The organism is Synechococcus sp. RS9907 (genome assembly GCF_014279615.1).
Taxonomy (GTDB): Bacteria; Cyanobacteriota; Cyanobacteriia; order PCC-6307; family Cyanobiaceae; genus Parasynechococcus.
Window position 1 is genome coordinate 740,377 of sequence record NZ_CP047944.1, and the last position, 12,701, is coordinate 753,077.

A 12,701-nucleotide genomic window follows, 5' to 3' on the forward strand; every position below is an offset into this window, starting at 1 on the left:
TGGGATTGGTTTCCTGAGGAATGCCATCGGATTTTGAAATGTGCTTTGCGTTCATTGATTTTTGGGTGTGTTGTGGTCAGTTGTCATCGATTTGTTGTAACTGGTGCTTCCTGCTTGCTTGATAAAGGGGGGCGTCGTTGATTCCCCTCTCTTCAATCGGGATCTCCTTGAAATGCATCTGGTGTGGAGCGGTTTGGGATAGACCTCCATGGGTTCGACTGCGTGGAACGAGATCAGTATGGACGGTATTGACGGGATGCGTCGGAGGTATGTACCGGTTCGCGTATTGTCCGTATTGCTTGTGCGTATGTACGCCTGTCGCTACCTTGAGTTCGTCCTGAGGGGCAGAAGCGATAGGAATATTGGGTGTGCGTGGCGTCTTGGGTTGTCAGACCAGGGTCAGGGTGGTGTCTGACCCTTTTTCTTGTACCGGTTTTTGTTGATTCTTCAGGCATATAAATATTTGCGAGGGTAAATCGTGTGAGATTTTCGATGATTAGTTTTCAGGAATACGTTGCAATCTGCGAAGGTTATGGCGCTCAGGACAAATTTGTCATCTTCCGGACTGCCACTAGATCTGTGCTTGGTACGGTAGTGGGATTTGAGCAGGCAAAAAGCAAAGCAACTGAGATCAGAAAGCAGCGTGGTCTGAAGTTTGATGATGTCTCCTTCATGACCAGTAAAAGGTTCTACGGAAAGACCTCTGCAGCGCCCTCAGGAGGACGAAGAATTGAGTATGCCCCTCTGTATAACCCAAGCAAAAGAGGACGCTTCAGGGGTGTTTGGGATGATCAGGGAAACTATGCCGATCTTGATTGATCAGGTCTTTATTAGGTTGAATTTGACCTCATATCGGTAGAAGTCGATGCCCTGGGCGATCTGAAGTGTTCTTCTGATCCGCTTGTCATCGTCCAAAGCGATGATCACGCCCCGAACCCTCTGGTGGTCTTCGGCAACGTCTTCCTTGACGTAACCCATATAGCGCTGGATCTGTCCGACCACCGCATCGCTGGCGCGTCCCCTCTTCAGTTCGACGACAAGCAACTCCTGCTTGTCCTTGCTGATAGCGAGTAGGTCAATCGGACCCGTATCCGTAGGGAACTGCTGCCCACTCGATTCCTCCGTTTCGTAGAGGTCATGGGTTCTGCCAAGAGGTGTGCTGGACCAGTTCGCAACCAGAAAGTCCTCAAGGTGCTTCTCCAGGGCGAAGACGGTGGCGTCCTCGACGGTCGGTTCCTGACTAACGAGTGCCTGGGTCTTCGCCTCTCCCTTGATCAGTTGCTCTAACTCCTCTCTGTATTTGGAGATGTTGCTGACGGTTCCAATCTCCTGACATACTTGATGAATTGCAAGCGTCTGCCTTGTACTTTCTACTTGTCCCAGTATCTTTTGCCATCTGATCGCTTGCAACTTGCTCGCTTAGACGATCTTCTTGTAAATTCACTTACACTAGGATTTGCCGTATAAGGATCAACATGTGCAACCTGCATCCATAATTCGCGTGGCGCAATGCGGACAGAATGCCTCACTCGGTCATGCCTTATAACGTGGTACCAAGTGTTTTGACCACATAAAGGGCAAAATAGTTCTTCTAACCACTCATTGCTTAAGACGAGAACGGGATAAGCATTGATAATTAATTTTGCCTTGGCACTTGGCATTCCTCTAGAGCGTAATTCATCTGCAGATAGCAGATGCAAGAAGTATTTCTTGCCATTACCATTAATTCTTTGCTCAGGATGTTTTGGGCAAAAGAGTTCCCGCTTGCGGGAGCGTGTTCTCTGCCTAAGATTGCTACTCATGATTACTTCTTGCGAAGAATTCCTCCCGCCATTGCCTGCCCATTTGTGCCCAAGGAAAATATGGCGCCTTCAATTCTTTTGACCAAAATTGCAATTGCTTCATACTTATTTTCATACCTTCTGATTCTGCTATGTGAATAATTTCCTCTGGCGTCTTTGCCGCCTTGACCAATGCTTGCAACTTCTCGCATTTATCGAGAAGGTTAATAAACTCTTTAATTGGTATAACAGAAGGATCCACCTGTGATGTGAAACTTGCAACTGGTAAAAGTTAGTTGCTAGTTGCTTCTATTGACAAGAATTTATGCAATATCAGCATTTTTCTGATTGGCAGGGAATTTAAAGATTATTTGGTGTCAAGCACTGTCTATGACGCCACCATTAGCAGCATCTTTATTCCATGAGTGGTACTTGATTGCTTAGTCAAATGCAGACGTGGAATCAAAACACGGAGTGAGGTCAGGGTGCATGCGTGATTTCTCCATGACTCTGTGCCCCAGATTTTTCAAGAGTTGTAAAATCCTCTTTTCATTTGCAAATTCTCTAAGTACGACCAAACTCTCGCCTGACAGTAGACCAAGATCATAATTTATTTTCTCAAGTTCTGTCATAATCTCTAGACCTAAGCATGTTGCGTAACAAAGTGTTGAATTGTCTTTAGTTCTGCCCTCCCATTTTTCTGGTTTATACTTTTTCATCCTCGCAGAGGTTGACCATAACCCATGGGATCTGAGTATTCGTTCTGTTTTTGGAAAAAATCCTGATGGTAGTGCCAGCGAGGGAAAGTCGTCCAAATCTTCTCTTGTTACTTTTTCTTTTTTAATTAGTGGATGTCCTTGATTAGCGCACAGATTTACGGGAGTTTGGCATAAATCTATAACAAGAAAATCAGGATTTTGCTTGTCAGGCATGTCTGGTTGATAACTTCCTATCCACGCGTCAATAATTCTATTTTTTAATAGATACAGGGGGCGCTGCATGCCAACGTGGTTCCATGTTCCTTGGGTCCAATTCTGTGGAGCAGCGGTTGCAAGCGTCGGTCCTGCCCAGGGGGTTGCTTCTAAGCGTAGAAATTCCTTTTTATGGCTAAATCTACGATACTGGTGAACTTTTCTTTCCATGTTTAACAGTCCACAATCACCGCATAGTTCCCATTCACTCATTGCATTTCTTTCTAACTTTAACCCTAAGAAATCCAAAGTGGTAGTATTTCTTCTTGACACAGTACTTTGATTAGTGAAGCACCTTCTTGCACACTCTTCGCCTGACCCGACCCAAATCAGGGTGTCCAGCAATTCTAGGTCGTCAACTGTTATCAACTGACCAAAAATTCATGCGATCAAGTGTTGAGCAAGTTGGTTAACTAACTAACTAACTAACTAACCATACCTCTCCTCGATTGATCGGTCACGGTATTCAGCATTTTATGCGAAAACCGCATAAAACCTGGTTGTATCCCTTTATTCGAAAACCGCATAAAAACATGGTTGTATCCCTCTTCTTACGTCTAACTAACTCATTCGGAAACTCTTTTTCGCCCGAGAGGATATATGCCGCCAAATCATCCAGACCAGCAGGTGCTTGGTCTACACCTTGAGCGAGAGGGTTATTCGCCGAGTCCGTCACGGAGGTCTTCTACCTGTCCTGATTTTGAATCCATCTAGGCAAGTACGCCTCCCCCAGTTGAGGGATCTCAGCGGTCATTGCTGAAGACGCATGGATTTGCAGGTGTTCCAACAACCGTTCGGTTGCGATAACACCAGGAAAATCAACAGGCACTTGGATCAGGGTGTTCCAATAACGGTGTTCGGTTGCTATAGTTTCGCTAACACCCTTTTTGGAACAATGACTGCCCGCAGCGTTGGATATGCCCGCTGTTCCACGGCATCCCAGAAGACAGACGCTCAGGTTGCGGCGTTGAAGGGAGCAGGTTGTGCGGTCGTCTTTGAGGAAACCATCAGTACGAGGGTCAAAGAGAAAGACCGACCTCAACTACAAGCGGCACTGAATGCCGTCGTGGCAGGCGATGAACTGGTGGTGGCGAAGTTGGATCGTCTTGGAAGAACCCAGGTTGAAGTGGTTTCCCGTCTGCACCAACTGCAGGAGCAAGGGATCCATGTCCGAACGCTGGATGGATTGGTCAACACCAAAGGACTAGGGAAGTTCGCACCTGTCCTTATTGGTCTGCTCTCTGGTTTGGCGGAAGTGGAACGCTCACTGATCCAGGAGCGAACCCTGGAGAGCATCCAGCACCGCAGATCAACAGGTGGGAACTTGGGCGGTCGCCCGAAGACCAACGAAGCAAAGGAGCGCCTGGTGCTGCGACTGAGGGATGAAGGTTGCTCCTATCGCTCCATTCGTGAGCAGACAGGTCTCGCCCTCTCAACGATTAGGCGGATCATTGCTGAACAGGAGGCGGTGTCGTGCTGAAGATCCTTATCGGAGTCGGTCTGGGGTTCCTCCTCTTCACCAACCCAGAAGCAAGACAGATCACTGCAGACCTACTGAGAGCAACTGCGAATGCGATTGCCCCTGAGCAAGACGGCAAGACCTTTCAGGACAGGGTGAAGGACGCAGTGGTGGAGACAATTGTGGAGGACGACTGAGGGATGGCAGGAGACCAGTTCCGTGTCCAAGAACTGAATCCCTTCATGGAATGGCACCTCCACGCCTCAGCGCCTTCGTTAGAGGTCGCCTCAAAGGAAGCGAACAGGATCGCCAGGATGATTGGTAGGAAGACCCGAGTTCTGGGCGAGGACGGAGAAGTCCTCCATGAAGTGGATCCATCAATATCAAGTCCTTGATGGGCGACTGATGAGGTTTCTGCTTCTCCCCCTATTGCTCCTGCCCCTCACCGCTCCAGCACTCGCTCAGATGAAGTTCGTCCTCCAATACCAGGATTAGTTCGGCAAATGGCATCTCTACCAGGAGAAGCACAACGAGGGCGATGCCTACAGGACTGCTAAGTCGCGGGCAGCGGCGACAGGAAAGCGGTTCAGGATCGTGGATGGCGACGGGACCCTTACTGACCTTGTGAGTCCCTGACCACGACTTGCGGAGTGCTCTTTATCGGGTGACGGGAAATCAGACCCAGGATGCTGCACGTAAATGGATCTTCATTGTTTTATCAAGTCCATCTTGATCCCAGGCGTGATCCCATAAGTGCGGAATTAGCGCAAGTTCCCTTGACGCCACAACACTTGTGAGTCACTGGTGATCTCGCTACGGCAGAGGTGGGTAGGGCGTATGGGCGCAAGCATTTCTCCCGTTGATTGTGTAGCGGGACGAACCTATGGTTGAGGCGCTGACCCGCCGAGGTTGGTGATTGCGTCGAGCAGGTGGGGTGGGACCCACCTTTTTTTGGGGTCCTTGTCTTCGCTTGAGCGGACAGATGCCACCAAGTCATCCAGAGCAGCAGGTGCTTGGTCTGTTGCTTGGGGTCCTGACGCAGAACCCTGAGAGGCACGATTTGAAATCGTGTAGGGGTGTTTGCTTCGTGAAATCGATTTCGGTTTTCCCGTGGAGTCCATACCAGGGGTCAGTAGGACCCAGGTTGTCCCGTTATTGTGTTGTTGGATGTGTTGTTGGAAATGAGTGATGACTTCGTTTCTTTGTCCTAAATCAAGTCATAAGGTCTTGCTAGAACCTATATGAACTCCCACCCTCTCCGTTTTTGTTGATTGCTGAATTGGTCTAATAAAGAGATTGCTGGATCAAGAATTCATGAATCAAGGCTTCTAGTGGTTTATCGCAAATGCTTGATCTTTGAGCTTATTGATTGGGTTATTAGAGGGTGTTTCTGAGCTGTTTTTATGAATGAAACAGCAGAACCAGCCCCTGCTCCACTTGATGAAATTCTCGCTCCTCTCGGCTGAGGTCGAGTCCCACATTGAGCCCTTCTTTAAGGGCGTCCTCAAAGGGCGGTGTTGATGGCGGAGCGCTGTCAATCCAAAGTGCCGCTATCCCCACCGCTGTGGCATGCCAACGGAATCGGCTCGTTGTGCCGATGTCCGGTTCGTTCAATGCCTCCTCCAGGAGGATGTTGATGGTGATGTTCGTGCTGGACATGTGCACCAGCATCGTGATCTTGGCCTGCTCCTGCAATGAGCTGAGAGACTTCGTAGCGTTCGCTTCACTCCTGAGGGATGGCCTCGGCTTCGGATCTCCTCCCGCAGCGCATCGCTCTGGTTCATGAGTGGTTCTCGCCTCGTTCTGTCGGTGGGGCAGAGCAGGTTGTTCAAGAGCTTGATTCCCTTCTGCGCAGCCTCGGCTGCGAGCCGCAGATGGCGGCCCTGATCGACGCCGAATCTCGACGGCCGGGCAGTTGGTTGCAGGGACGATCCATCCTCACCAGCCCGATTCAGCGCCTGCCTTGGGGTCGCAGCCATGTGCAGCAGTATCTGCCGCTGTTGCCCTTTGCCATCGAACAGATCGATCTTGGTGCCGCTGAGCTGGTGATCAGCAGCAGCCACCTGGTGGCCAAGGGCGTGCTGACGGCTCCGGATCAGCTGCACATCAGTTACGTGCACACACCCGTGCGTTACGCCTGGGACCAGATGCACGCTTATCTGCAGCGTTCGGCGCTGGCTCGGCGTGGTCTGAGCCCTTTGATCCGCTGGCAGTTGCATGCTCTGCGGCAATGGGACCAACTCAGTGCCCAGCGGGTGGATCACCTCATTGCCAACTCCCGTTTCACGGCGCGTCGCATCCGCAAGTACTGGGGGCGCGAGGCCAGCGTGATCCATCCCCCCGTGGAGGTGGAGCGCTTTCGCTGGAATGCCGATCGAGACGACGTTTACCTCTGTCTGTGCCGTTTGGTCCCTTACAAGCGGGTGGATCTTGTGGTGGAAGCCTTCAACCGCTTGGGTCTACCCCTGCTTGTGGTTGGGGATGGTCCGGAGAGGGCGCGATTGGAAGCACTGGCGGGTCCCACGGTCACCTTGCTTGGCCGTCAATCCCAGCAGCAGGTGGAAGAGCTCATGGCTCGTTGTCGGGCCTTTGTGTACGCCGGCCTGGAGGACTTCGGCATTGCCCCGGTGGAAGCAATGGCGTCTGGAGCCCCGGTGATTGGGTTGGGGCGGGGCGGTTTGTTGGACACCGTGCGTTGTGCTGCTGCAGGGATTTCTGAGCCCACTGGGGTTCTGTTCCCGGATCAAAGCGTCGAGTCGTTGGTGCAGGCCGTGGAGTGGTTTGAACAAGAACGGATTTGGCGTTCTTTGGATGCAGAAGCCATTCGTGCGTGGGCCGAGCGCTTCAGACCGGAAGCCTTCGCGGCGCGCTTTGAATCGGCTCTGCGAACAGCCTGGAGTGCCCATCGGCGGGGCTGTGCCGTTGCAGCGAGTGACCCTGCGGAGATGCCAGGGCTGCGCCTGTGACGTTGAGTGTGGTGAGTCCCAGGTTGAGCCATTGACCTCGGCCTCCCGGCCATCCTTGATTCAGTCCGCAGGGCGTGTCGCTCGCCGCGGCAAGTACAAGCCGCACCTTGCGCTGATCTCAGCTCCGCCATCGGTTCTGTCGACCGGCACGCTGATCCGCCACCAGAACCGTTGGGGCCGAGTCTTCAAGCGCACCGGAGACATTGTTTTTTCTTTGGCTGTACTCAGCATCGGCTCACCGGTGTTGCTGCTTCTGGCGGGATTGGTGAAGCTCAGTTCACCGGGGCCTGTGTTTTACGTCCAGCGTCGGGTGGGCCGGAGCTATCAACGTTTTGGCTGCATCAAGTTCCGCACCATGCGGGCGGATGCTGATGCCGTTCTTGCGCGTGTTCTGGAGGCAGATTCCTCGCTGCGTGCTGAGTTCGAGCGTGACTTCAAGCTGAAACGTGATCCCCGAATCACTCCCCTAGGCCGTTTCCTGCGCCGCTCGAGTCTTGATGAGCTGCCGCAGTTCTTGAATGTTCTGCGTGGGGAGATGAGCGTGGTCGGTCCACGCCCAATCGTCGAGAAAGAACTGGTTCGTTATGGCCCCTACATGGATGAAGTTGCCTCAGTCCGCCCTGGGTTGACCGGCCTTTGGCAAGTGAGTGGCAGAAACAACTTGAGTTACAAGAAACGGGTCAAGCTGGATCTGGCCTATGCCCGTGGTCGTTCGTTCGGCCTGGACTTCGCCATCATCCTGCGCACGTTTGGCGTGTTGCTCCTGCCGATGGACCGAGGTGCTTACTGACTTGTGCTCAGCGGCTCATGGTCCATTGGATGATTCCAAGACCACTGATCCAGACGATCTCCAGTCGGCTTGATGCCTGCAGAACTGCTCTAACCAGAGGCCCGCTTGCTGTTGGTTGGCCGGCCCCAAGCACAGGTTTATGCACCAAGCGCTCTCCGTATCTGTTCTCGCCGCCAAGTTGGATCCCGATGCAGTGGGCGTAGATCGCTTCTGAACGACCTGCATTGGGGGATGGATCCGCAGAGCCATCCCGCTCTGCTGCCTGCACCCGTTGCACCCATTGCGTCCAGGGTGGGCAGACCAGGGGCAGCGTCAGCATGACCAGACGGCAGGGCAGCCAGGTGAGCAGATCATCGAGGCGAGCGCCGGCTGTCCCCAACCAGCGCAGCCGACCGCTGCGGTACCCGAGCATGGAATCCAGCGTGCTGCTGGCCTTGAAGCCCCAGGCCAGCGCCAGCGGACCAGGGCCAGCGGGCAGGACCATCCACAGCAGGGCACCGATCCCCATCCAGAACAGCGGTGCGAACACGCCATCCACAGCATTCTCTGAGGCTGTTTCAGCTGCGGCCCTGAGCAGTCCCGTGCGATCCAGACTCTGAACGTCGCGTCCAACGATCCAGCTCAAGTTCCGGCGGGCTGGTTCGAGATCCCCCACCGCCGCTGAGGGCAGTGCATCCACCACGGCGAGCACACTGTCCCTGAGGCTGCGAGCCGCCAGGGCGCTGGCGAGGCTCAGGGTCAGTATCGGAATGCTGAGCCATCCCCATGGGGAGGGAAGCCACAGCAGCCGCTCCAGGCACCAGCCCGTCAGAACGCTGACAAGCACCACGATCAGGCTGATCAGGCCTCCCCCGATCCGCAGCTTGATCGGATGGTCCCCCGCCCATGGCTCGACCCAATGGCGCAACTGCTGAATGCCCCACCCCATCACCACCACGGGGTGGAGCCACCGGCGCGGGTCACCGATCAACTGATCCAGCACGGCTGCCCCGATCACCAGCAGGCCTCCCAACGCTTCTGAACTCATCGGAGGGGCGTGGCCAGAAACCAACAAAAATCCCCGCTCTGCACCGTTAGGGCAACAGAGCGGGGGGTGAGCTGAGTCATGGTGTCTGATGCCACCGGCTGTTCAGCGCTTGCGCTGGATCAGGCGTCCTTCAGCCAGCTGAACATCGAGCGCAGGCCTTTGCCCACTTTCTCGATCGGATGCTGGGAATCACGGTCGCGCACCTTTTTCATCTCTGGCTTGCCGGCTTCGCATTCGGCCACGAAGTTCCTGGCGAAGGTGCCGTCCTGGATGTCGGCCAGAACGCGCTTCATCTCGGCCTTGGTGTCGGCGGTGATCAGACGGGGGCCGCTGACGTAGTCGCCGTACTCCGCGGTGTTGGAGATCGAATCGCGCATGGAGGTCAGTCCTCCCTTCACCATCAGATCCACAATCAGCTTCACTTCGTGCAGGCATTCGAAGTAAGCCAATTCGGGCTGGTAGCCCGCTTCCACCAGGGTCTCGAAACCAGCCTTCACGAGTTCAGAGAGGCCGCCACACAGCACAGCCTGCTCACCGAACAGGTCGGTTTCGGTCTCTTCCTTGAAGTTGGTCTCCAGAATGCCGGCACGGGTGCCACCGATTCCCTTGGCGTAGGCCATTGCCATGCCGCGGGCGTTGCCGGAGGCGTCCTGTTCGATGGCGAACAAGGCGGGCACGCCCTGGCCGTTCTGGTACTCCCAACGCACGGTGTGGCCAGGGCCCTTCGGGGCGATCATCACCACATCCACATCGGCGGGGGGCTTGATCAGCTCGAAACGGATGTTGAAGCCGTGGGCGAAGCTGAGCACCTTGCCTGCACTCAGGTGGGGTGCGATTTCCTTCTCGTAGACGTCCTTCTGGAATTCATCGGGCAGCAGGACCATGATCCAGTCGGCCTTGGCTGAGGCATCGGCCACGCTCAGCACTTCAAGACCATCCGCCTTGGCTTTCTCGGCGGAGCGGCTGCCGTCATAGAGGCCCACCACCACGTTCACGCCTGAATCCTTCAGGTTCAGAGCGTGGGCATGACCCTGGGAGCCATAACCAATGATGGCCACGGTCTTGCCGTTCAGCAGACCGAGATCGGCGTCGGAGTCGTAAAAGAGCTGGGCCATCCGGGGCGGGCTTGCGGAACACTGCAGTGGACGAGCTTACGCAGCGGCCTGACCCGTTCGGTTCAGGCCTCGTTCGGATGGGAGATGACGCGGTCGATCAGGCCGTATTCCTTGGCTTCTTCGGCACTGAGGAAGTAGTCCCGATCGGTGTCCTTTTCGATCTTCTCGAAGCTCTGGCCACTCATGTCGGCCAGGGAGCGGTTCAGCATCTCCTTCATCCGCAGGATTTCCCGTGCCTCGATTTCGATGTCACTGGCCTGGCGACGGCTGGTGCCGCCCAGGGGCTGGTGAATCATGATCCGGCTGTGGGGCAGGGCGACCCGCTTGCCCTTGGTGCCGGCGGCGAGGAGGAAGGCGCCCATGGAGGCAGCAAGGCCAACGCAGATGGTCACCACCTCGCTCTTCACGTATTGGATCGTGTCGTAGATCGCCAGTCCAGCTGTGACGGAGCCGCCGGGGGAGTTGATGTACAGGTAGATCGGCTTGCTGCTGTCTTCCGAGTCCAGATAGAGCATCTGGGCCACCAGGCTGTTGGCGATGCCGTCATTGACCTCAGAGCCAAGGAAGAGGATCCGCTCCACCCCGAGACGGGTGTAAATGTCGACCCAGCGCTCCATCTGGCTGCCGGGCAGGCGGTAGGGAACGCTGGGGGTACCGATCGGCATGGTTCAGAACGTTGATGAGGGAAGGGCAGAAGGGTTGGGTCTGATGCCGTCGGTCAGACGGGGGGATTGCCAGGCAGGTCCTTGCGGCTGCTGAGCACGCGGTCGATCAGTCCGTACTCAACGGCTTGTTGAGGGGTGAGGTAGCTCATGCGGTCGGAGTCCTTGCTCAGCTCCTCCACAGAACGACCTGTGTTGGTGGAGAGGATCTCGAGCATCGCCTGCTTGTTGTGCAGCACTTCTTTGGCCCGGATCTGGATGTCCGTCGCCTGGCCGCGGGCGCCGCTGCGGGGCTGGTGCAGAACGATGGAGGAGTGAGGCAACGCGGCCCGTTGACCTTTGGTGCCTGCCGAAAGGATCACCGCCGCCGTGCCCATGGCCTGGCCGATGCAGATGGTGTGCACCGGAGGCTTCACGTAACGAAGGGTGTCGCAGATGGCGAAGGCTTCGGTTTCGAATCCGATCGCATCACCCGAGTACCAGCTGGTGCCAGTGGAGTTGATGTAGAAGTAGATCGGCTTCTCTGGGTTGTCGAACTCCAGATAAAGCAGCTGAGCAATGATCAGCTCAGTCACATCGATGCCCATCTGACGCTTGGCGTCGTCGTCAGAGAACAGGGGCAAGCCCAGGTAGACGATTCGCTCCTTGAGCAGGAGTGAGGGAAGGTCAGGAGGTGGTGTGCGCATCACGGCGCTGTCGCCGTAGTACGGGGCCGAAGTTGTCATCTCCACCATCGCGGTGGGGCGAGCCTAGCCGGGGTCAGCGGGCTTGCGGTTGCTGGTTTTGGCCGGTTTTCCCTGACTTTTCGATTTGGATGAGGGCTTGGTGTCCGTTGATGCATCGTTCTCGTCCAACCGTGCAAACACCATGCGTCCGGTTGGGGTTTGCAGGGCACCGGTCACCACCACAGGTTTGCGTTGGCCGATCAGCGATTTCGCCTCGTTGACCACCACCATCGTTCCGTCATCGAGGTAGCCGACACCCTGGCTGTCCTCCTTGCCCTCTCGCACGATCTTGAGTTTGAGCTCATCGCCTGGTTGCACTTCAGGCCGCAACGCGATCACCAGCTCACTCAGATTCATCACCTTCAGGTCTTTGACCTGGGCCACCTGCGCCAGGTTGAAGTCTGCGGTCACCAGCGTGCCGCCGGTGTCGGATGCCAACTGCAGCAATCGGTCGTCCGTTCCCTTGCCGTCGTAACGGGTGCTGTTGATCACCAACCGCCGCCCGTAGGTTTCCCGCAGATCCTTCAGAAGCTTCAGGCCACGTCGGCCCTTGGCCCGCTTTTCGATGTTGGTGGAATCCGACAGCTGCTGCATCTCATCGATCACCGATTCGGCAACGATCACCTGCCCTTCCAGCAATCCGCAGGCGAGCATGCCGCGGATCCGGCCATCGATGATCACGCTGGTGTCCAGGATCTTGGCCGTGGCGGGGGTCAGCACCCCATCAGCCACCAGCAGCGCCTCCGTGCTCGCGGGATTGAACAGGCGCAGCAGCGTGCGGCCGTGAACTTCCGCCAGGTTGCTTCCGAGAATTCCAAAAAAGACATTGCTCACCACCGCCAGAAGGGGTTTGAGCAGAACAATTCCTCCGGAGAACGGAAGCAGCAGAACAGGGAGCAGCAGCAGGTTGGCCACCAGCAGCCCCAGGATCAGGCCGACAGCCCGGCTCACCAGCAGATCGGTGGGCATGGTGCGCACCTGCTGCATCAGGCGCACGCGCAGCTTTTTGAACACCAGGCCTGCGATCAAGCCAATGCCACCTCCCGCTCCGCTGAGCTGGAGACGCAACTGTTCAGCATTGGTGGTTGCACTCACCAGGCCGTCGGGCAGCAAGTGAATCCCCATCCACCCGGCAGCTGCACCGGAAACCACAAACAGAAGCAGGATGAGCGGATCCACCATGGGTTCAGGTCGTGGCAGCTCGA

At 55.7% G+C, this 12,701-nt stretch carries 14 protein-coding genes; 5 read left to right on the forward strand and 9 right to left on the reverse strand.

Annotated features, from left to right (window positions below; all coding sequences use genetic code 11):
• Positions 1 to 492: 492 nt before the first annotated feature.
• Positions 493 to 819 carry a hypothetical protein gene (locus SynRS9907_RS04085; RefSeq protein ID WP_188021906.1) on the forward strand — a complete coding sequence of 109 codons (327 nt, stop codon included), beginning with the start codon at positions 493 to 495 and terminating at the stop codon, positions 817 to 819.
• On the opposite strand, the gene SynRS9907_RS04090 is transcribed toward SynRS9907_RS04085, so the two are convergent.
• The 3 genes from SynRS9907_RS04090 to SynRS9907_RS04100 form a co-directional block, all read right to left on the reverse strand.
• Positions 820 to 1,410 carry an endonuclease NucS domain-containing protein gene (locus tag SynRS9907_RS04090; RefSeq protein WP_188021907.1) on the reverse strand — a complete coding sequence of 197 codons (591 nt, stop codon included), beginning with the start codon at positions 1,408 to 1,410 and terminating at the stop codon, positions 820 to 822. It abuts the gene before it with no gap.
• Positions 1,411 to 1,794: 384 nt separating this feature from the next.
• Positions 1,795 to 2,043 carry a hypothetical protein gene (locus SynRS9907_RS04095; protein WP_188021908.1) on the reverse strand — a complete coding sequence of 83 codons (249 nt, stop codon included), beginning with the start codon at positions 2,041 to 2,043 and terminating at the stop codon, positions 1,795 to 1,797.
• Positions 2,044 to 2,221: 178 nt separating this feature from the next.
• Complete coding sequence (locus tag SynRS9907_RS04100) at positions 2,222 to 3,097, reverse strand: LysR substrate-binding domain-containing protein (RefSeq protein ID WP_255445983.1); 876 nt, start codon at positions 3,095 to 3,097, stop codon at positions 2,222 to 2,224.
• Positions 3,098 to 3,647: 550 nt separating this feature from the next.
• On the opposite strand from SynRS9907_RS04100, the gene SynRS9907_RS04105 reads away from it, so the two are divergent.
• On the forward strand, positions 3,648 to 4,232 hold the full coding sequence (locus SynRS9907_RS04105; RefSeq protein WP_188021909.1) for a recombinase family protein: 585 nt from the start codon (positions 3,648 to 3,650) through the stop codon (positions 4,230 to 4,232).
• Positions 4,226 to 4,408 carry a hypothetical protein gene (locus tag SynRS9907_RS04110; RefSeq protein WP_188021910.1) on the forward strand — a complete coding sequence of 61 codons (183 nt, stop codon included), beginning with the start codon at positions 4,226 to 4,228 and terminating at the stop codon, positions 4,406 to 4,408. Before SynRS9907_RS04105 ends, SynRS9907_RS04110 begins: the two co-directional genes overlap by 7 nt.
• Positions 4,409 to 5,612: 1,204 nt before the next feature.
• On the opposite strand, the gene SynRS9907_RS04115 is transcribed toward SynRS9907_RS04110, so the two are convergent.
• A complete protein-coding gene (locus tag SynRS9907_RS04115; protein ID WP_186510609.1) occupies positions 5,613 to 5,882 on the reverse strand; it encodes a hypothetical protein in 270 nt (89 codons plus the stop codon).
• Positions 5,883 to 5,947: 65 nt separating this feature from the next.
• On the opposite strand from SynRS9907_RS04115, the gene SynRS9907_RS04120 reads away from it, so the two are divergent.
• The gene (locus SynRS9907_RS04120; protein ID WP_188021911.1) at positions 5,948 to 7,177 is read left to right on the forward strand and encodes a glycosyltransferase; all 1,230 of its coding nucleotides are present in this window, start codon (positions 5,948 to 5,950) and stop codon (positions 7,175 to 7,177) included.
• A 31-nt stretch (positions 7,178 to 7,208) separates the two neighbouring features.
• Positions 7,209 to 7,967 (forward strand): sugar transferase, encoded by a 759-nt coding sequence (locus tag SynRS9907_RS04125; protein WP_188021912.1) that lies wholly within the window; start codon positions 7,209 to 7,211, stop codon positions 7,965 to 7,967.
• Between the two features lie 7 nt (positions 7,968 to 7,974).
• Here the strand turns inward: SynRS9907_RS04125 and cbiB are convergent, their stop codons facing one another.
• The 5 genes from cbiB to SynRS9907_RS04150 all read right to left on the reverse strand — a co-directional run bounded on the left by cbiB (position 7,975) and on the right by SynRS9907_RS04150 (position 12,678).
• Complete coding sequence (gene cbiB / locus SynRS9907_RS04130; RefSeq protein ID WP_188021913.1) at positions 7,975 to 8,994, reverse strand: adenosylcobinamide-phosphate synthase CbiB; 1,020 nt, start codon at positions 8,992 to 8,994, stop codon at positions 7,975 to 7,977.
• Between the two features lie 119 nt (positions 8,995 to 9,113).
• Entirely contained in the window at positions 9,114 to 10,109 is a 996-nt protein-coding gene (gene ilvC, locus SynRS9907_RS04135; RefSeq protein ID WP_114988451.1) for a ketol-acid reductoisomerase, read from the reverse strand.
• A gap of 62 nt (positions 10,110 to 10,171) precedes the next feature.
• The gene (locus SynRS9907_RS04140; RefSeq protein ID WP_006851781.1) at positions 10,172 to 10,774 is read right to left on the reverse strand and encodes an ATP-dependent Clp protease proteolytic subunit; all 603 of its coding nucleotides are present in this window, start codon (positions 10,772 to 10,774) and stop codon (positions 10,172 to 10,174) included.
• Positions 10,775 to 10,827: 53 nt separating this feature from the next.
• Positions 10,828 to 11,496 (reverse strand): ATP-dependent Clp protease proteolytic subunit, encoded by a 669-nt coding sequence (locus tag SynRS9907_RS04145; protein WP_114988632.1) that lies wholly within the window; start codon positions 11,494 to 11,496, stop codon positions 10,828 to 10,830.
• Between the two features lie 24 nt (positions 11,497 to 11,520).
• Positions 11,521 to 12,678, reverse strand: coding sequence for a PIN/TRAM domain-containing protein (locus tag SynRS9907_RS04150; RefSeq protein ID WP_115008736.1), 1,158 nt, complete (start codon positions 12,676 to 12,678; stop codon positions 11,521 to 11,523).
• Positions 12,679 to 12,701: the final 23 nt, after the last annotated feature.